We start from the raw sequence: 17,778 nt of genomic DNA, 5'->3' as shown, positions 1-17,778 counted from the left end.
GGAGCTGGCGTGGGACACCACCGACAAACGGGGCTGCATCCATGATGACGTTACCGAGACTGGCGGCTGAATCCCTGGAGAAGGTGCTGGGCTCGTTCATGCGTCGCAGGTTCGGCGAGTCCCCGGCCAACATCATCGAGAGCGCCACCCGCACCACGATGGAATGCATCGGCAACAGCGATGCACTCTATCACAACATCGAGCACACGATGCTGGTGACCCTGGCGGGCCATTCCATTCTCAGCGGCCGATATCTCCACACCCATCTGGAGGCGGAGGACTACGTTCATGTCCTGATCGCCTGCCTTGCTCACGACATCGGCTATGTGCGCGGCCTGTTCGAGGAGGACGACGAGGACGGTTTCCTGGTCGACGAGGCCGGGACCAAGGTCTCCCTTCAAAGGGGCGCGTCGGACGCGAGCCTGATGATGTATCACGTCGACCGCTCGAAATTGTACGTGATGCGGCGACTGCGGCATATTCCCGGGCTCGATCCGGAGCGCATCGCCCGCGCCATCGAGGGGACGCGGTTTCCCGCCCAGCAGGCCCAGGAGTACGACGCCGAATCCTCGATCCTGCGCGCTGCCGATTTCATCGGCCAGCTCGGCGATCCCAACTATCTGCGCAAGGCCAACGCGCTCTATTACGAGTTCGAGGAAGTCGGCATGAACCGGCAGCTCGGCTACGACTCGCCCGCCGACATCGTGAACCGCTATCCACAATTCTATTGGAACAGCGTCGCACCGCACATCCAGACCGAGATCAGCTATCTCAACAAGACCGAGATCGGCCGGCAGTGGATCGCCAATCTCTACAGCAATGTGTTCCGCGCCGAACGCGACATCACGCTGTCGGGGCCGCAGAAGTAGGGCGTGCCTTGTAGCCCGGATGGAGCGCAGCGACATCCGGGAACGCCTGCATCCGCGGATCCCGGATTACGCTACGCTCCATCCGGGCTACGGCCGCCGAGCTCCGTGAGCAAATCATGCAACAAAAAACCGTCACCACGGATATCCTCGACATCGCCTATCTCGATTACGGCGCCGCCGATGGCTGGCCCTGCATCATGGGGCATGGCTTTCCCTATGACGTGAACGCCTATGCCGAGGCCGCGCCGTTGCTGGCGCAGGCCGGCGCGCGGGTCTTGGTGCCCTGGCTGCGCGGCTACGGGCCGACGCGCTTCCGCTCGGCTGCAACGCTGCGCTCCGGAGAGCAGGCGGCGCTCGGTGCCGATCTCCTCGCCTTCATGGATGCGCTTCGCATCGAACGGGCGATCGTCGGCGGCTACGATTGGGGCGGCCGCGCGGCCTGCGTGGTCGCGGCGCTGTATCCCGAGCGCGTGGCCGGCCTCGTCTCCGGCAATTCCTACAACATCCAGAACATCGCCCGCTGCATGGAGCCGGCCTCGCCGCCGGAGGAGGCCGCGCTCTGGTATCAATATCTCTTCCACAACGAGCGCGGCCGCCGCGCATTGGAGCGCAACCGGCGCGGCTTCACGCGCCAGCTCTGGTCGATGTGGTCGCCGACATGGGCGTTCGACGACGCGACGTTCGAGGCCAGCGCGGCGTCGTTCGACAACCCCGACTTCGTCGACGTCGTCATCCACTCCTATCGCCACCGTTACGCGCTGGTCGAAGGCGATCCCGCCTATGCCGGAATCGAGGCAAAGCTCGCCGCGCAGCCGGCCATCCGCGTGCCGACCATCGCGATCGACGGCGACAGCGACGGCGTCAATCCCGGCACCGCCCATCACGCGCACAAGTTCGAAGGGTTCTTCGAGCGCCGCGTCTTCGCGGGCGCCGGCCATAATTTGCCGCAGGAGCGCCCGGCGGAATGGGCGCAGGCCGTGCTGGACGTGCGGAAGGCGGCTGCGTCATAGGCAGTCTACCGCCTCATCTTGAGGCGCCCGCAGAGCGGGCGCCCTTCCAAATTTCGTGATCCCCCCGGGAACCTTTTCCGATTGCAGCCGTCCAAGCTGTGGGGCCGCATCATGCGGCTCGTTGCAGGGGAGGTTTTGGATGACGTCACAAGCGCGCAGGCTGGAACGTGTTGCGGTCGCACAGGCGCCGACCGAACGGCCGGACCGGGCCGAGGTCGAGCAGGCGATCCGGACCATGATCCGCTGGGCCGGCGACGATCCCGCGCGCGACGGCCTGCGCGAGACACCGGACCGCGTCGCGCGTGCCTTCGAGGAGTACTTCTCGGGCTATGCGCAGGACCCGACCGAGATCCTGCAGAAGACGTTCGAGGAGATCGAAGGCTACGACGAGATGATCGTGCTGCGCGGCGTGCGCTTCGAGAGCCATTGCGAGCATCACATGGCACCGATCGTCGGCCGCGCCTGGGTCGCCTATATCCCGCAAGGACGCGTGGTCGGCATCTCCAAGCTTGCACGCCTCGTCGACATCTATGCCAAGCGCCTCCAGATCCAGGAGAAGATGACCGCGCAGATCGCCAACACCATCAACGACGTGCTGAGGCCCGAAGGCGTCGGCGTCATCATCAAGGCGACGCATCACTGCATGACCACCCGCGGCGCGCACAAGCCGGGAACCGATCTCGTCACCAGCCGCATGCTTGGCGTATTCCGCGACAATGCATTGACCCGCCAGGAGCTGCTCGGGCTGGCCAATTCGGACGATTGATCCGCAAGGAGACGACGGCAAGGAGACAACCATGACCGAGGACAAGAAGCCGAGCGGACCCGATCTGGCCAAAGGCGTAACGCTTGCCGAGTTCAAAGAGGGCAAGCTGCTCGGCCATGTCGGCGACGAGGATGTCCTGCTGGTGCAGGCCGGCGGCGAGGTCTTTGCGATCGAGCCGGCGTGTAGCCACTACCACGGCCCGCTCGCGGAGGGCCTCGTGGTCGACGACACCATCCGCTGTCCCTGGCACCACGCCTGCTTCTCCTTGCGCACGGGCGAAGCCGCCCGGCCGCCGGCGCTGAGCGCGCTGGCGGTGTGGGACGTCGCGCGCGACGGCGACAGGATCCTCGTTCAGCGCAAGCGCGAGGTGCCCCGGCCGTCGTCTGCCCATCGCAGCGCGCCGGCTCCGGAAAAATTCGTCATCGTCGGCGGCGGCGCGGCCGGCTTCGCCGCGGCCGAGACGCTCCGGCGCGAGGGCTTTGCCGGCGCCATCACCATGCTGAGCAATGACGGCGCGATGCCGGTCGATCGTCCCAACCTCTCCAAGGACTACCTCGCCGGGAACGCGCCGGAGGACTGGCTGCCGTTGCGGGACGAGGACTATTATCAGGATGCCGGCATCGATCTCAGGCTCAATACCGATGTCTCCGCCATCGATGCGAAGACGCGCAGCGTTACGCTGGGCAATGGCGACAAGCTGCCGTTCGACCGGCTGCTGCTTGCGACCGGCGCCGAGCCGGTCCGGTTGCAGATTCCGGGCGCGGACCAGCCGCATGTCCACACCTTGCGCTCCGTCGCCGACAGCCGCGCCATCATCAAGGCCGCCGGCAGCGCGAAGCGCGCGCTGGTGATCGGCGCCAGCTTCATCGGCCTCGAAGTTGCGGCGTCCCTGCGGGCGCGCAAGATCGAGGTGCATGTGGTCGCGCCCGAGGAGCGGCCGATGCAGAAGGTGCTCGGCCCCGACATGGGCGACTTCGTGCGCGCGCTGCATGAAGAGAACGGCGTCAACTTCCACCTCAAGGACACGGTCGAGAAGCTCGACGGCAACCGCGCCACGCTGAAGAGCGGCGCCGTCATCGAGGCCGACCTCGTCGTGGTCGGCATCGGCGTCAAGCCGCGTCTCGCGCTGGCCGAGCATGCCGGGCTTGCCGCCGATCGCGGCGTCAGCGTCAGCGAATATCTGGAGACCAGCGTCGCCGGCATCTTCGCGGCCGGCGACATCGCGCGCTGGCCGAATCCACATTCGCGGCAGACCATCCGCGTCGAGCACTGGGTGGTAGCGGAGCGGCAGGGCCAGACCGCCGCCCGCAACATGCTCGGCAAGCGCGAGCGCTTCGACGCCGTGCCGTTCTTCTGGTCCCAGCATTACGACGTCCCGATCAACTATGTCGGTCATGCCGAGAGCTTCGACGAGGTCGCGATCGACGGCCGCATTTCCGGCAAGGACTGCCTGCTGAAGTACCGCAAGGGCGGGCGCGTGCTGGCGGTCGCTTCAATTTATCGCGACCTGGACAACCTTAGGGCCGAACTGGAGATGGAGCGGTCGCGCGGCTGATGCCCGCATTCGATCTTGATTTGTGTCAATGTTGCTGCCGCTGAGGGCTGCTCTGCTGGCTGTCGTCCCGGAAAGGCGCGTGCTATTCTGGCGTGTGCCCGCGGGCGTCGCTTGCAGGAGTGGCCGCCATGTCAACTGCCTCGGATACGTCTCATCAGCCCAGCCTCGGCTCCGGCATCACGGCGCTGCACGCCAAATGGGGCTGGATCGTCGCACTCGGTGTGGTCTACCTCATTACCGGTTTCATCGCCCTCGGCAGCATGGTGATGGCGACCGTGGCGAGCGTCCTCGTGGTCGGCGTCATGATGATCGTCGCCGGCGTCACCGAGGTGGTCGGCGCCTTCCAGATGAAGAGCTGGGGCAAATTCCTGATCTGGGCCCTGCTCGGCGTGCTCTACATCGTTGCCGGCTTCCTGACCTTCGAGAATCCGCTGTTCGCGGCAGCTCTGCTGACGCTGTTCCTCGGCGCATCGCTGCTGGCCTCCGGTGCCGTCAGGCTGTTTCTCGCCTTCAGCATGAAGCGGGAGAGCCCTTGGGTCTGGGTCGCGCTGTCGGCCGTGATCACGCTGCTGCTCGGGCTGCTGATCCTGGCGCGCTGGCCGGTGAACAGCGTCTACATCCTCGGCCTGTTCCTCGGCATCGACCTGATCATGGCGGGTGCAGGGTGGATCAGCGTCGGCCTTGGCCTGAAGGCGCGGCACTAGGGCCATCAGCAACTCGACGCAAGACCATCTTGTGGAACTCCGGTGAGCTGACGCGCTGACAAAAAGCAGCACGCTGCGCGTTCGCTTTGTCGCGCGGCGATGATCATCGGGGAGACACCATGAGAGCCGCTTTGGCCCTGGCCGCAGCTTTGGCTGCCGCCTGCCTGTCCACGCCTGCCTCCGCACAAAAATCCTATGGTCCCGGCGTCAGCGACACCGAGATCAAGATCGGCAATACCATGCCCTATAGCGGGCCGGCCTCGCCGCTCAGCATCACCGGCAGGGTGATCTCCGCTTATTTCGACGAGATCAACGAGAAAGGCGGCGTGAACGGCCGCAAGCTCAACCTGATCTCGCTCGACGATGCCTTCTCGCCGCCCAAGACCATGGAAGCCGCCCGACGCCTCGTCGAGGGCGACGGCGTCGCCTTCATCTTCGCCACCATGGGCACAGCGCCGAGCTCGGCGATCGCAAAGTACCTCAACAGCAACAAGGTGCCGCAGATCTTCCTGATCAGCTCGGCCTCGAAGTGGAACGATCCCGCCAACATGCCCTGGTCGATGGCGCTGCCCTGGGCGCCGAACTACACCAGCGAGGCCGCGATCGACGTCGCCTATGCCCGCGCCAAAAACCCGAATGCGCGCTTTGCGGTGCTCTACCAGAACGACGATGCCGGCAAGGAATACTTACGCGGCGTCAAGGAGGCGCTGGGCACCGATGCCGACAAGGCGATCGCGATGGCCTCGAGCTTCGAGGTGGCCGATCCCACCGTCGACTCCCAGGTGCTGACGCTCGCCAACACCAAGGCCGACGTCTTCATGATCTATTCGGTGACGCCGCGCGCCTGCGCGCAGGCGATCCGCAAGGCGCACGAGGTCGGCTGGCAGCCGACGCGCTTCCTCGCCTCGGGTTGCGCCAACAAGGCGACCGTGATGGTGCCGGCCGGCCTCGACGCCGGCAAGGGCGTGCTCTCGCTCGGCTCGCTCAAGCCGTTCGTCGAGCAGCCCAAGGACGACCCGGCGATGACGGCCTATATCGACTTCATGAAGAAGCGCCTGCCGAATGCCGACATCAACAACGTCGCCGGCCTCTATGGCTACACCGTCGCCGAGGCGCTGGTGGTGCTGCTGAAGCAATGCAAGGACAATCTCACGCGTGAGAACATCATGGCGCAGGCGGCGAACCTGAAGAACGTGCCGCTGTCGCTCTTGATGCCCGGCATCACCCTCAACACCACGCCGCAGGATTTCCGCCCGATCAAGGACGGCTACATGCTCCAGTTCGACGGCAACGACTGGATCGTGGCCAGCGAGCTGCTGCGGGGGACGTGAGGGGCGGGGCGCCTGTCCCACGAGTTCGATATCGTAGGGTGGGCAAAGGCGCACTTGCGCCGTGCCCACCACCTCTCTCGGTCGAAAAAATGCGTGGGCGCGCTTCGCTTTGCCTACCTTACGAGACGACGAGACTGACGTGAGACGTGAGGCGCGATGCATCTACGACGTCATGGCCGGGCTTGTCCCGGCCATCCACGTCTTGCTCCCGGCACAGAAGAACGTGGATGCCCGGGACAAGCCCGGGCATGACGACCTCAACTAGGGCGAACAGGAGACCACCATGGACTTTCAACACTCCGCCCGTTCGCTGGAGCTGCAGGAGCGCGTTCGCCGGTTCATGCAGGCGCATGTCGAGCCGGTCGAGGAGCTCTATTACGAGCAGGTGAAGCCGGAGGCCGCGCGTTACAGGACGCCCGCAGTGCTCCAGGATCTGAAGCGGTTGGCGCGGGAGCAGGGCCTGTGGAACCTGTTCCTGTCGGGCGAGCACGGTCCGGGTCTCACCAATCTCGAATATGCGCCGGTGAAGGAGATCATGGGCCGCATCCTCTGGGCGCCGGAGGTCTTCAACTGCTCGGCGCCCGATGTCGGCAACATGGAGGTGCTCGCCAACTACGGCGCCAAGGCGCAGCAGGAGCGCTGGCTGACGCCGCTGCTGGAGGGACGCATCCGCTCCGGCTTCTCGATGACCGAGCCGCAGGTCGCCTCCAGCGATGCCACCAATATCCAGTGCGAGATCAGGCGCGACGGCGGCGACTACGTCATCAACGGCCGCAAATGGTTCACCTCCGGCGCGATGAACGAGGATTGCGAGATCCTGATCGTGATGGGCAAGACCGCCCCCGATGATCCTGACCGCCATCGCCAGCAATCGATGATCCTCGTGCCCAAGAACACGCCCGGCGTGCGCATCGTCCGCGACATGCTCACCTATGGCTATGACGACGCCCCGGTCGGCCATCCCGAGATCGTCTACGAGAATGTCCGTGTGCCCGCCGAGAACATCCTGCTCGGCGAAGGGCGCGGCTTCGAGATCGCGCAGGGCCGGCTCGGTCCCGGCCGCATCCATCATTGCATGCGGCTGATCGGCTGCGCCCAGCGCGCGCTGGAATTGATGTGCCGGCGCTCGGTCTCCCGCGTCGCTTTCGGCAAACCGCTCGCCGAGCAGGGCTCGGTGCGCGAGGACATTGCCAGCTCCTTCTGCGAGATCGCGCAGGCGCGACTCCTGACGCTGCAGGCTGCCGACAAGATGGACCGCGAAGGCAACAAGGCCGCGCGCGATCTGATCGCCGCCGCCAAGATCGTGGTCCCCAGCATGGCCGCGCGCGTCATCGACCGTGCCATCCAGATCCACGGCGCCGCCGGCGTCTCGCAGGACACGTTCCTGGCGCGCGCCTACGTCTACGCCCGCTTTATCCGCATCGGCGACGGCCCCGACCAGGTGCACCTCGCTGCGGTCGGCAAGGAGCTGATCAAGCGTGGCGGGGTGATGGCAGGGTAGGGGCGCCTGGGGCGGAATTGCCAAACCCTCGTCATCATCCGTTCAAAGTCCGTTGCTAGCTTTCAGCTCGACGATCGGTCCGCCGGATGTACGCGGGCTGCATCGCAAGCCTCGGCCCGCGCGCCGGGGCTTTTCGTTGCCCGCAGCATGAAGCACGCGGGCGCCACCCTGGTGCTCGTTCGTTGATCTGGATCAACGAGGAGGCGCAGCGTGGTGGCGCGATGCGGCTTGTGCCATTCCGTCGCATCACGCGGAGCCCGCAATGTGGGTCTTGATGTACGTCTTCTCCTATTCGGTCAGTCCCGCCGCGACGAACGACAAGGCGGAATGGCGGCTGGGGCCGACCGTCGTGTTTCAGGAATTCTCCAGCGAAGAACGTTGCAAGACGGCCAAGTCGACGCTCGAGGCGAGCCTGAGCCAGGCGGGCGCAAGGCTGAAGAGCGGGCTGGAGGATCTGAAGAGCCTCGGCAAGGCCGACCCCAGCCAGATCATCATCGCCTACAACGTGGAATGCCTGCCGAAATAGGCGAAGGGCTCCCTGGCTCCCTATGAGGGCACGCGATCCCCGTAAATGTCCCAATTGCCGTTTTGGCACAAACTGCACAGGCTCCCGGCCTTAACATGGGTTAATGTCGGGCATGAGCAGCGAGCTGGTTCTGCGTGTGGTTGCCATTGCGGCCGGTGCGTTCACCGTGGCCGCGGTCTCCGTGCTCATCCTCAGCCATTGATCTATCTCAAGCCGCGTGCCGCGCCGCGCGCGTTTCCTGACCTGGGCAGGAAATCCGAACGGGGTGCAACGATGCAACCGTGGGCGTTACATTCGCTGACCTGGGCGCTGACCGCGATCGGCCTGATCGCTATCGCTTCCATGCTGTTCTGACGACGTATCGGTGCGCGCGGGCCAAGGCCTGTTCAACTTCGCATGATACCCGCCCGAAATATGTGCACGCAATGAATGCATGTATTTGGTATTCAACCTAAAAGAAAACACAAATCCGTCGTCAATTCGGACGTACGATGCATCGGTGCTGGTCGTTGGATCAGCGCGCTCTTCACGATTACTGAACGCCGACTTCAACAGCGGTCGAGCCGCCTGAAATCACCGGCTGATTTTGTAGCGAACGGTGGGAGCAATTGAAAATGACCGACGCGCTTCAAGATGACATTCTAGCCGTCATCCGGGAATTCATTCCCGATAGTGACCAGATCGACAACAAGACCATGAAGGTTCTCGTCGGAGGTCAGCAAGTCGAATACGACAAGGATGAGTTCAGTGCGTCCTATGACCTGACCGAGCTGTTCAAGCTCGTCCATGAGTGGGCCCCGATCATCGCCAATCTCTTCACGGTCGCGAAGATCCTCTACGACTTCGGTAAAGGTGAGAAGAAAGCGGCGCCAACCGCCGACGAGATCGTCGATTCATATGTCGAGAAGTACGGCCAGTTCGAGTCCCGCGACAAGTTGCGGCAGGCGGCCGAGCTCGTTGCCGGGCGGATGTCGGAAAAAGACGGCGGATGATTGAACATGATCGTCGGGAAAGTCGGCTACGCCTATCCCGCCCGGTCGTTCGGTATCACGTTTCTTCGCGTTGTCGCCGACTGCGCCATTCTCATCATACTCCTGCCGTCGCTCCTTCACTGTGATCTCGCGACGGCTCTCGGTGTTTCCCTGATCTCGCTTTTCTTCACCGCGGCCAGCATTGCGAGCTTCAATCGATTTCGAATCGCGCGCAATCTTGGGAAGCTCGGAGAGTTGATCGAGCGGCGAGGCGCGGTGAAGGAGTTCTCGCCGGAGGACTATTTGGAGCCCCTGGGCTGGCACGCGCCCGTGCCGGTGGAGCGAGCCGGGATTTTTGTGCGGGGGAGCTATCGCATCCTGCGCGTGCCCGGTCACAACGGCTTCTCCACGATTCAGTATTGGCCACTGAACTCGTTCATTCTCGTTCCGTTCGAGCCGGAAGAGATAAATCCGGGGCGGCTGTTCGCCCTGCTGCATGAAATGGGTCATATCGGCCCGCGAAATCTCAAGAATGCGACCGCGCATATCTTCTACAACATACGTCCCGAAGAGCATGGCACCTGGCTCGCGTCGGTACAGAGCGAGTATCGGGACATCAAAAGCAGATTGGCCCGCTTCCAGGGAGCCGAGATGCCTGCCACGCTCGCAATCCTCAGCCTGTTCTTCCCCCTGGCCAGTTTTGCCAAAACCATGCTGGTCGCCTTTGCCGATCCCTGGCTGCGCAGTTTCAGGCAGCAGGGAACGCGGCTGGAAGCGGAGATCGAAGCCGATCATTACGCGTTCACCGCCATGATGGTGATCTCCCATCTCAGCGAGCCCCGGAGTCCGGTCAGCAGATCGAATCCGCGGGTCAAGAAACTCTTCGATCCCGCGCCGCTCAACGACAAATATCTCCCCGATATCGACAATACCGCAAGGAATGATGCGCGCCGCCTGATGGCCGTCGATGCCGGGCTGTTCCGTCTTCGTCCGTGCGATTTCTATCTTTGGTGCGGCACGCTCCAGATGGAGCTCGTGATGCTTGCCCTGCGCATTGTCGTCAGTGTCGTGCTCGGTGTCATCATCGGAGCGGTCGATTTGCAACTGATCCCGTGGCAGATCGGGCTTTACATCGCTTTGGCAAGTGCCGGATTGATCTGGAGCTTCGTGGCCTTTGCAAGACGACTGAAGCAGCTCGATCGCATTCTCGAGACATGCCGTGCTTCATGAGTGACGTTCCGCCGGTATGACTGGCCGCCTGTCGCTCTCCCGGCATCAGCCGCGTTTCTTCCGCAATTCGTGATGGCGCAGCGCATCGACGATCACCTTGAATGCCGCCGAATTCTGCCGCGACGTCGGATAATAGATGTAGTAGCCGTCGAACTTCGGTGACCAGTCGTCGAGCACGATGACGAGCTGACCCGACCGGAGCTGCTGCGTCACCATGTCTTCGGGCAGGTAGGCGATGCCGAAACTCTTCACGGCGGCGTCGATCATCGCGCGGGAGTCGTTGAAGGTGAGTTGCCCCTCGACGCGCACCCTGAGGTCAGGGCCGTTCTTGGCGAACTCCCAGACATAGTGACCGCCGGCCGCCGCGCGCCGTTTGATGCAGACGTGATCGACGAGATCCTGCGGGTGCTTCGGCTTGGGGTGCTCCTTCAGATAGGCCGGCGCGGCGACTGCGACGAGCCGCCAGTCCGGACCGATGCGCACCGCAATCATGTCCTTCTCGACGCTCTCGCCGAGTCGGACGCCTGCATCGAAGCCGTCTTCGACGATGTTGCGGAAGGCGGTGTCGAGGCTGAACTCGACCTTGATGTCGGGGTATTTCTTCAGGACCGGCGCCAGCTTCGGCCAGACGGCCTTTTCCAGGGCGTGGTCGGAGAGCGTCAGCCGGATGGTGCCCGACGGCGTGTCGCGCAGGGACATCAGGGCGGCGATATCGCGCTCGATCTCTTCGATGCGGGGCGCAACCGATTGCAGCAGCCGCTCGCCCGCTTCGGTGAGGCCGACGCTTCGCGTCGTGCGCGTGAGCAGCCGCAGGCCCATCTGCGATTCTAGCCGCTTGATCGTATGGCTGAGGGTCGACTGCACGATGCCGAGCTTGGCGGCGGCTTTGGTGAAGCTGCGTTCGCGGGCAACCGCCACGAAGGCCAGCAGATCGTTGAAATCCTGGTTTGCCATGACTGCCACCATTTATGGCCCATATCGATCAATGCAAGTAAATTATACCGGCTAATCGAACGACCCTCGGGGCTCTATGTTTCGCCGTGAACAGCGCCCGCCTGGGCGCTTCGCGACATATGGATTTCCGATGGACGTCACGATCGATCAAGAAGCGGCTCGGCCACGAGCCGCATGGAGCGCGGTTTTCGCCGTATCGCTTTGCGCCGCGACGCTGGTTGCGACCGAGTGGATGCCCGTAAGCCTGCTCACGCCGATCGCCGGCGGTCTCCGGTTGACGGAAGGGCAGGCGGGGCAGGCCATCTCCGTGTCCGGCCTCTTCGCCATCCTTACCAGTCTTTTCATCTCAGCCCTGACGCGCGGTATCGACCGCCGCTCCGTTCTGCTGTGGCTCACGGGCATCACGCTGGTCTCGGGTGTCGTGGTTGCCTTCGCGCCCAACTACCCGGTCTTCATGGCGGGGCGCGCCCTGGTCGGCGTGGCCGTCGGCGGCTTCTGGTCGATGTCCGCTGCGACGATGATCCGCCTCGTGCCGGCCAGGGACGTGCCGCGCGCACTCGCGGTTCTCAATGGCGGCAACGCCCTCGCAACCACGATTGCCGCGCCGCTCGGCAGCTTCCTTGGCCAGTACATCGGCTGGCGTGGAGCATTCTTCTGCGTCGTACCGGTCGCCGCGATGACCCTGCTTTGGCAGTTTCTCACATTGCCTGGGATGCCGAGCCAGGAGCGCGCAGGCGCGGCCGCCGCCTTCAAGGTCCTGCGTCGCCCCGGCGTCCCCTACGGCATGCTCGCAGCGGCGCTGTTCTTCCTCGGACAGTTCGCACTCTTCACCTATTCGCGGCCCTTCTTCGAGACGGTGACGCGTGTCGATGCCACCACTATTTCGGCGCTGCTGCTGGTGATGGGCGTTGCCGGTCTCATCGGCACGTCGCTGATCGGGCTCGTCATCCACCGGCGTCTCCATGCGTCTCTTGTCGTCATGCCGTTCACGATGGCGATCATAGCGGTCGCGTTGACGGTTTACGGCTCCTCGCTCGGCGCAACGGCGGCGCTGATGTTCCTGTGGGGCTTCATCGGCACGGCGGCGCCTGTGGGCTGGTGGGCGTGGCTCAGCACGGCTTTGCCGGATGACGCCGAAGCAGGCGGCGGCCTGATGGTCGCGGTGATTCAGCTTGCGATCACCGCGGGTGCTGCGGGCGGCGGCGTGCTGTTCGACTTCAGCGGCTATCGGGCCACCTTTCTGTTCAGCGCCGTCATCCTCGCTCTCTCGTCTTCGGTCATTCTGGTCGGAGCTCTTCGTCGCAGGGCACGCGCGGACGCGCAATGCGCGGCCTGTGTACCGGCAAGCCAGGCCCTTTGAGAGACATCCGATGCAAATTCGACAAGCGGGATCCCAACCTTCGACCCGGGCTCCGTCGGAGTATTTCACCGGCACGGTCCGGATCGATCCCTTGTTTCCTGCCGTCGATCCCTCGCGCGTCGCCGGCAATCACGTCACCTTCGAGCCCGGCGCGCGCACGGCGTGGCACACGCATCCGTTCGGCCAGACGCTGATCGTCACCGCAGGCCTTGGCTGCGTGCAGCGTTGGGGCGGTCCCATCGAGGAGATCCGTCCGGGCGACGTGGTGTCGTTTGAACCCGGCGAGAAGCACTGGCATGGCGCGTCCGCCGCAACAGCCATGACCCATATCGCGATTCAGGAATCGCTCGACGGCAACCCGGTCACATGGATGGAACGGGTGACGGACGAGCAGTACGGCGCCCCGGCGCAAAAGGAGCATGACAATGAAGGCAACCGTCCTCCACGGTCCCGGCGACATCCGTTACGAAGGCGTCAACGATCCGAAGATCCTGTATCCGACTGACGCCATCATCAAGCTGTCGGCCACCTGCATCTGCGGTTCCGATCTCTGGCCCTATCGCGGTCTGCAGCCGCAGGATGGGCCCGCGCATATGGGCCACGAATATTGCGGCGTCGTCGTCGAAATCGGCAGCGCGGTGCGGACCATCAAGCCCGGTCAGTTTGTCGTCGGATCGTTCTGCCTTTCGGACAATACCTGCCCGCATTGCAAGTTCGGCTTCCAGTCCTCGTGCGAGCAGCGGGAGTTCATGTCGGGCGCGCAGGCGCCTTACGCCCGTGTCGCCCTTGCGGACGGCACGCTGGTCGCGACCAGGGAGATGCCGGGCAGCGATCTCGTCCCGCATTTGCTGGCGGTCTCTGATGTGCTCGGCACCGGCTGGTATGCGGCCGATGCTGCCGATGTGAAGCAGGGCTCCACGGTGGTGGTGGTCGGCGACGGCGCGGTCGGCCTCATGGGTGTGCTTGCGGCCAGGGAGATGGGCGCGGAGCGCATCATCGCGATGAGCCGTCACAAGACACGGCAGGATCTCGCCAGGGAGTTCGGCGCGACCGATATCGTCGTCGAGCGCGGTGCCGAAGGCATCGCACGCGTCAAGGATCTGACCCGGGGCGTCGGCGCCGGCTCGGTGCTGGAATGCGTCGGCACGCAGGAGGCCATGTCGCAGGCGCTCGAATGCGCGCGGCCGGGCGGCAGCATCGGATATGTCGGCGTTCCCCATGGCGTGACCTTCGAAGGCCAAGCCCTGTTCTTCGGCCAGCGTCGCATGCTGGGTGGCCCCGCACCGGTGCGCCGCTTCCTGCCCGACCTGATGGACAGGGTACTCAACGGGCGCATTCAGCCCGGCAAGGTGTTCGATCTCACTTTGCCTCTCGAACGGGTCGCCGAAGGCTATGAGGCAATGGACCAGCGCCGGGCGATCAAGACGCTGCTGACGGTGTAGGGGGAGCCTGTGCGGGCGTCGGCGGGTACCATCGCCGCGATGACCTTATGCCAGTGTTTTGCGTGACGAGTCAAATCCGTTTCGTAAAATCAGCAATTTCCGGTGGCGGGTCGTCAAGCCATTGATATGGCTGACGCCGGCTACTGTGCATGGGGTTGTTTTCGCACTTTTGAGTCAGTGCGAGCCGAAGCGGGCTTTGCTGGGCGGTCACCCCGCCTTGGCGATGCGGCCGTCCGCGGCGCCTGCGCGCAGGTTCTGGAAGAACGTCTCCACCTCGCGCGACAGCGTCGCCGCCGTCTCGGTCAGGCTGCTCGCCGCCGTCAGCACGGAGGCCGCGGCGGTGTCGGTCTCGCCGATGGCATCGCGCAGCGAGGTGATGTTGGCGACGAGGGTCTCGTTGCCCTGCGCGGCGCTCTGCGCGTTGGACGAGATCTCGCGCGTGGCCTGGTCCTGCTGGCCGACCGCGCCCGCGATCGCCGAGGTGACGTCGTTGATCTCGCGCACCGCGCCGCCGATCTCGCGCACCGCGTCCACGGCGCTGCGGGTCGAGGACTGGATCATCGCGACGTTCTCGCCGATCTCGGCGGTGGCCTTGGCAGTCTGGCCGGCGAGCGCCTTCACCTCATGGGCGACGACGGCGAAGCCGCGGCCGGCATCGCCGGCGCGCGCGGCCTCGATGGTGGCGTTGAGGGCGAGCAAATTGGTCTGCTCGGCGATCGCCTGGATCAAATTCAGCACGCCGTCGATGCGCTGGGTGGCGGCGGCGAGGCTCTCGATCTCCGCGATCGATTTCTCCGTGCGCTGGCCGGTCTGCTCGACCGCGCCGGCGCTCTGCCGCACCTGGCGACCGATCTCCTCGACAGAAGCCGACAGCTCCTCGGCCGCGCTCGCGACCGCGGTGACATTGTGCGAGGCCTGCTCGGTGGCGCTCGCCGCCGTGCCGGCGCGGCTGCTCGCATCTGCGGTGACGCGCGTGATGGTCTGCGCGGTCTCGCGCATGACGGAGGCGTTGTCGCTGAGGCCGCGCATGATCGCGCCGATCGCCTCGCGGAAGCCTTCGACGGACTGCTCGATATGACGGCTGCGCGCCTCGCGCGCGGCGGAGTCCTGCGAGACCTGCGAGGCGAGGTTGCGGTTGCGCCCCATCGCGTCCTGGAACACCTGGATGGCACGCGCCAGCGCGCCGATCTCGTCGGCGCGGTCGGAATGCGGCACCACGACGTTCTCGGCGCCGTCGGCGACCTGCTTGATCGTCGCGGTGATCGCGGCGAGCGGCCGGGCGATCGAGCGGGCGATGATGACGATGCCGATCACGACCAGCGCCAGCGCCACGCCGCCGAGGCAGGTCAGCACGAAGGACAGCGTGCGGTTGGTCTCGGTCGCCTGCGCGATCTGCCGGGCGCGTTCGGCATAGACCTTGGAGAGCGCCTCGAGATCCTTGTTCAGCGCCGAGCGTACGGCGCGGTTGGCGTCGTTGTCACCCCATTCGCGGCCGGCGGCCGCGTTGACCTCGACGCCGCGCCGCACCAGCTCCTTGCGGAACTCGACGAACTGCTCGATGCGCTTCTTGAAGGTCGCGAACTGCTCGGCGTCGTCGGCCTTGACGATGGTCTCCCAGCGCTTCACGACGTCGAGGATCTGGGCGTTGAACTTGAGCAGGCCCTCGCCGTATTTCTTCACCACGGCGGGCTCGGTCGACATGTAGACGCCGCGCGATTCCATCACCACCGCATAGACCAGCGAGTTGACGCGCTCGACATTCAGCGCGGCGGCGTTCGCCGTCTCGATCGCGTTGGTCAGGTCGGTGCTGCGGCGGCTGTTGTAGTCGGACAGCAGCGCGATCGCCGCCGTCAGCAGCGCGAACAGCGCGAAGATCGCATAGAGCTTGGTGGCCAGCGTGAAGCGGCCTGCCAGGCTGGCGGCATTCCCAGATCGATCTGATGTCATGGCGTTCAAGGGGCCCGGAATGGCCTGGAGCGGCCGGTGAGCGCGGTCGTACAAATTGATGCAAAACTATGCAGAACGAAGATGGATGCGGCGTTAACGCGAGCCCCGGCCGCCCCCGACCTTGGTCGAAGGAAAGGCAAGTTATTTCAGCGTCTTGATCCGGAGGTAGAGTTTCGGGATAGTCCTGGAGTCGGCCGTTGGCCGACGACCCCCGGAGAGGCCCTTGGTCTACCGCCACACCATCGACTCAACGACCTACACGTTCCCCGATTTGCGCGACCTGCTCGCCAAAGCGACCCCGCCGCGCTCCGGCGACCGGCTGGCCGGCATTGCCGCCGGCAGCGCCGAGCAGATGATCGCGGCGCGGATGGCGCTCGCGGACGTGCCGCTCGGGCGGTTCCTGCAGGAAGCCGTGATCCCTTACGAGACCGACGAGGTCACCCGCCTCGTCATCGACAGCCATGACCTCGGCGCGTTTGCGCCGGTGGCCTCGCTGACCGTCGGGGCTTTCCGCGACTGGCTGCTGTCGGACGCCGCGACGCCCGACATGCTGAAGCGGCTGGCGCCCGGCATCACCCCGGAGATGGCGGCCGCGGTGTCGAAACTGATGCGCAACCAGGACCTGATCCTGGCGGCGCGGAAATGCGAGGTGGTCACCGCCTTCCGCAACACCATCGGCCTGAAAGGGCGGATGAGCACGCGGCTGCAGCCCAACCATCCGTTCGACGATGCCAGGGGCATCACCGCCTCGATCCTCGACGGCATCCTGCTCGGGGCCGGCGATGCCTGCATCGGCATCAATCCGGCGAGCGACGATCCGGCGGTGATCGGCCAGTTGCTGCGGCTGCTGGATGAGATCATCGCCCGCCTGAAAATCCCGACGCAGGCTTGCGTGCTCACCCATGTCACGACGACGCTGTCGCTGATCGGGCAGGGGGTGCCGGTCGATCTCGTCTTCCAGTCTGTCGCCGGCACCGAGGCCGCCAACCGCAGCTTTGGCATCGACCTCGCGCTCCTGAAGGAGGGACGGGAGGCGGGGCTGTCGCAGAAGCGCGGCACGGTGGGCGACAACGTGATGTATTTCGAGACCGGGCAAGGCTCGGCGCTGTCGGCCAATGCCCATCACGGCGTCGACCAGCAGACCTGCGAGGCCCGCGCCTATGCGGTCGCCCGCGCCTTTGCCCCGCTGCTGGTCAACAGCGTGGTCGGCTTCATCGGCCCGGAATATCTCTACGACGGCAAGGAAATCATCCGCGCCGGGCTGGAGGACCATTTTTGCGGCAAGCTGCTCGGCCTGCCGCTCGGCATCGACATCTGCTACACCAACCATGCCGAGGCGGACCAGGACGACATGGACAACCTGCTGACGCTGCTGGCGGCCGCGGGCGTCACCTTCATCATGGGCGTGCCCGGCGCCGACGACGTCATGCTGAACTACCAGTCCACGTCGTTTCACGACGCGCTCTATGTCCGGGACGTCTTCTCCTTGCGCCGCGCGCCGGAATTCGACGACTGGCTGGTGCAGTCGGGGATTGCAGGCGCCGATTTCCGCCTTGCCCGCGATGCAGGCCTGCTGCCCGATTTTGCCTCGCGGCTGATCGCGTGAGGCGGC

The 17,778-nt window shown here is 64.9% G+C and carries 16 protein-coding genes and 1 pseudogene; 15 read left to right on the top strand and 2 right to left on the bottom strand.

Annotated elements, in window-relative coordinates:
- The first annotated feature begins 41 nt into the window (after window positions 1–41).
- From JQ617_RS27475 to JQ617_RS27425, 11 genes are all read left to right on the top strand, one after another.
- The gene (locus JQ617_RS27475) at window positions 42–869 is read left to right on the top strand and encodes a metal-dependent phosphohydrolase (protein WP_212029033.1); all 828 of its coding nucleotides are present in this window, start codon (window positions 42–44) and stop codon (window positions 867–869) included.
- 116 nt (window positions 870–985) lie between these two features.
- Entirely contained in the window at window positions 986–1,879 is an 894-nt protein-coding gene (locus JQ617_RS27470) for an alpha/beta fold hydrolase (protein WP_212029032.1), read from the top strand.
- Between the two features lie 139 nt (window positions 1,880–2,018).
- A complete protein-coding gene (gene folE / locus JQ617_RS27465; RefSeq protein ID WP_212029031.1) occupies window positions 2,019–2,645 on the top strand; it encodes a GTP cyclohydrolase I FolE in 627 nt (208 codons plus the stop codon).
- A gap of 31 nt (window positions 2,646–2,676) precedes the next feature.
- Window positions 2,677–4,200 (top strand): FAD-dependent oxidoreductase, encoded by a 1,524-nt coding sequence (locus JQ617_RS27460; RefSeq protein ID WP_212029030.1) that lies wholly within the window; start codon window positions 2,677–2,679, stop codon window positions 4,198–4,200.
- Between the two features lie 128 nt (window positions 4,201–4,328).
- Window positions 4,329–4,904, top strand: coding sequence for an HdeD family acid-resistance protein (locus JQ617_RS27455; protein ID WP_212029029.1), 576 nt, complete (start codon window positions 4,329–4,331; stop codon window positions 4,902–4,904).
- 119 nt (window positions 4,905–5,023) lie between these two features.
- Window positions 5,024–6,235 carry an ABC transporter substrate-binding protein gene (locus tag JQ617_RS27450; protein ID WP_212029028.1) on the top strand — a complete coding sequence of 404 codons (1,212 nt, stop codon included), beginning with the start codon at window positions 5,024–5,026 and terminating at the stop codon, window positions 6,233–6,235.
- A gap of 283 nt (window positions 6,236–6,518) precedes the next feature.
- Complete coding sequence (locus JQ617_RS27445; protein WP_212029027.1) at window positions 6,519–7,736, top strand: acyl-CoA dehydrogenase family protein; 1,218 nt, start codon at window positions 6,519–6,521, stop codon at window positions 7,734–7,736.
- A 262-nt stretch (window positions 7,737–7,998) separates the two neighbouring features.
- A complete protein-coding gene (locus JQ617_RS27440) occupies window positions 7,999–8,262 on the top strand; it encodes a hypothetical protein (RefSeq protein ID WP_212029026.1) in 264 nt (87 codons plus the stop codon).
- Between the two features lie 198 nt (window positions 8,263–8,460).
- Window positions 8,461–8,616: a hypothetical protein gene (locus tag JQ617_RS27435; RefSeq protein WP_212029025.1), complete on the top strand. Its 156-nt coding sequence runs from the start codon at window positions 8,461–8,463 to the stop codon at window positions 8,614–8,616.
- 260 nt (window positions 8,617–8,876) lie between these two features.
- Complete coding sequence (locus JQ617_RS27430) at window positions 8,877–9,254, top strand: hypothetical protein (protein WP_212029024.1); 378 nt, start codon at window positions 8,877–8,879, stop codon at window positions 9,252–9,254.
- A gap of 6 nt (window positions 9,255–9,260) precedes the next feature.
- The gene (locus JQ617_RS27425; protein ID WP_212029023.1) at window positions 9,261–10,463 is read left to right on the top strand and encodes a hypothetical protein; all 1,203 of its coding nucleotides are present in this window, start codon (window positions 9,261–9,263) and stop codon (window positions 10,461–10,463) included.
- A gap of 45 nt (window positions 10,464–10,508) precedes the next feature.
- On the opposite strand, the gene JQ617_RS27420 is transcribed toward JQ617_RS27425, so the two are convergent.
- Window positions 10,509–11,417, bottom strand: coding sequence for a LysR family transcriptional regulator (locus JQ617_RS27420; protein ID WP_212029022.1), 909 nt, complete (start codon window positions 11,415–11,417; stop codon window positions 10,509–10,511).
- Window positions 11,418–11,547: 130 nt separating this feature from the next.
- Here JQ617_RS27420 and JQ617_RS27415 point away from each other — a divergent pair, with 130 nt between their 5' ends.
- From JQ617_RS27415 to JQ617_RS27405, 3 genes and pseudogenes are all read left to right on the top strand, one after another.
- Window positions 11,548–12,777 carry an MFS transporter gene (locus JQ617_RS27415; RefSeq protein WP_212029021.1) on the top strand — a complete coding sequence of 410 codons (1,230 nt, stop codon included), beginning with the start codon at window positions 11,548–11,550 and terminating at the stop codon, window positions 12,775–12,777.
- Between the two features lie 10 nt (window positions 12,778–12,787).
- A pseudogene (locus JQ617_RS27410) lies at window positions 12,788–13,180 on the top strand ((R)-mandelonitrile lyase); the annotation flags it as partial.
- A 22-nt stretch (window positions 13,181–13,202) separates the two neighbouring features.
- The gene (locus JQ617_RS27405; protein WP_212029019.1) at window positions 13,203–14,219 is read left to right on the top strand and encodes a zinc-dependent alcohol dehydrogenase family protein; all 1,017 of its coding nucleotides are present in this window, start codon (window positions 13,203–13,205) and stop codon (window positions 14,217–14,219) included.
- 207 nt (window positions 14,220–14,426) lie between these two features.
- On the opposite strand, the gene JQ617_RS27400 is transcribed toward JQ617_RS27405, so the two are convergent.
- A complete protein-coding gene (locus JQ617_RS27400; protein ID WP_212029018.1) occupies window positions 14,427–16,166 on the bottom strand; it encodes a methyl-accepting chemotaxis protein in 1,740 nt (579 codons plus the stop codon).
- Between the two features lie 223 nt (window positions 16,167–16,389).
- On the opposite strand from JQ617_RS27400, the gene JQ617_RS27395 reads away from it, so the two are divergent.
- Complete coding sequence (locus JQ617_RS27395) at window positions 16,390–17,772, top strand: ethanolamine ammonia-lyase subunit EutB (protein WP_212029017.1); 1,383 nt, start codon at window positions 16,390–16,392, stop codon at window positions 17,770–17,772.
- The last annotated feature ends 6 nt before the right edge of the window (window positions 17,773–17,778 follow it).

Source organism: Bradyrhizobium sp. KB893862 SZCCT0404, assembly GCF_018130885.1.
Classification (GTDB): domain Bacteria; phylum Pseudomonadota; class Alphaproteobacteria; order Rhizobiales; family Xanthobacteraceae; genus Bradyrhizobium; species Bradyrhizobium stylosanthis.
The sequence above is the reverse complement of the archived record's forward strand: the minus strand, read 5'-3'. Positions and strand labels throughout refer to the sequence as shown.

What these genes read in the sequence shown, in the direction of transcription:
- folE (WP_212029031.1), top strand. Translation starts at nt 2,019, where the DNA reads ATGACGTCACAAGCGCGCAGGCTGGAACGTGTTGCGGTCGCACAGGCG.
- JQ617_RS27400 (WP_212029018.1), bottom strand. Translation starts at nt 16,166, where the DNA reads ATGACATCAGATCGATCTGGGAATGCCGCCAGCCTGGCAGGCCGCTTC.
- JQ617_RS27450 (WP_212029028.1), top strand. Translation starts at nt 5,024, where the DNA reads ATGAGAGCCGCTTTGGCCCTGGCCGCAGCTTTGGCTGCCGCCTGCCTG.
- JQ617_RS27440 (WP_212029026.1), top strand. Translation starts at nt 7,999, where the DNA reads ATGTGGGTCTTGATGTACGTCTTCTCCTATTCGGTCAGTCCCGCCGCG.
- JQ617_RS27445 (WP_212029027.1), top strand. Translation starts at nt 6,519, where the DNA reads ATGGACTTTCAACACTCCGCCCGTTCGCTGGAGCTGCAGGAGCGCGTT.
- JQ617_RS27460 (WP_212029030.1), top strand. Translation starts at nt 2,677, where the DNA reads ATGACCGAGGACAAGAAGCCGAGCGGACCCGATCTGGCCAAAGGCGTA.
- JQ617_RS27415 (WP_212029021.1), top strand. Translation starts at nt 11,548, where the DNA reads ATGGACGTCACGATCGATCAAGAAGCGGCTCGGCCACGAGCCGCATGG.
- JQ617_RS27470 (WP_212029032.1), top strand. Translation starts at nt 986, where the DNA reads ATGCAACAAAAAACCGTCACCACGGATATCCTCGACATCGCCTATCTC.
- JQ617_RS27425 (WP_212029023.1), top strand. Translation starts at nt 9,261, where the DNA reads ATGATCGTCGGGAAAGTCGGCTACGCCTATCCCGCCCGGTCGTTCGGT.
- JQ617_RS27475 (WP_212029033.1), top strand. Translation starts at nt 42, where the DNA reads ATGATGACGTTACCGAGACTGGCGGCTGAATCCCTGGAGAAGGTGCTG.
- JQ617_RS27405 (WP_212029019.1), top strand. Translation starts at nt 13,203, where the DNA reads ATGAAGGCAACCGTCCTCCACGGTCCCGGCGACATCCGTTACGAAGGC.
- JQ617_RS27430 (WP_212029024.1), top strand. Translation starts at nt 8,877, where the DNA reads ATGACCGACGCGCTTCAAGATGACATTCTAGCCGTCATCCGGGAATTC.
- JQ617_RS27420 (WP_212029022.1), bottom strand. Translation starts at nt 11,417, where the DNA reads ATGGCAAACCAGGATTTCAACGATCTGCTGGCCTTCGTGGCGGTTGCC.
- JQ617_RS27455 (WP_212029029.1), top strand. Translation starts at nt 4,329, where the DNA reads ATGTCAACTGCCTCGGATACGTCTCATCAGCCCAGCCTCGGCTCCGGC.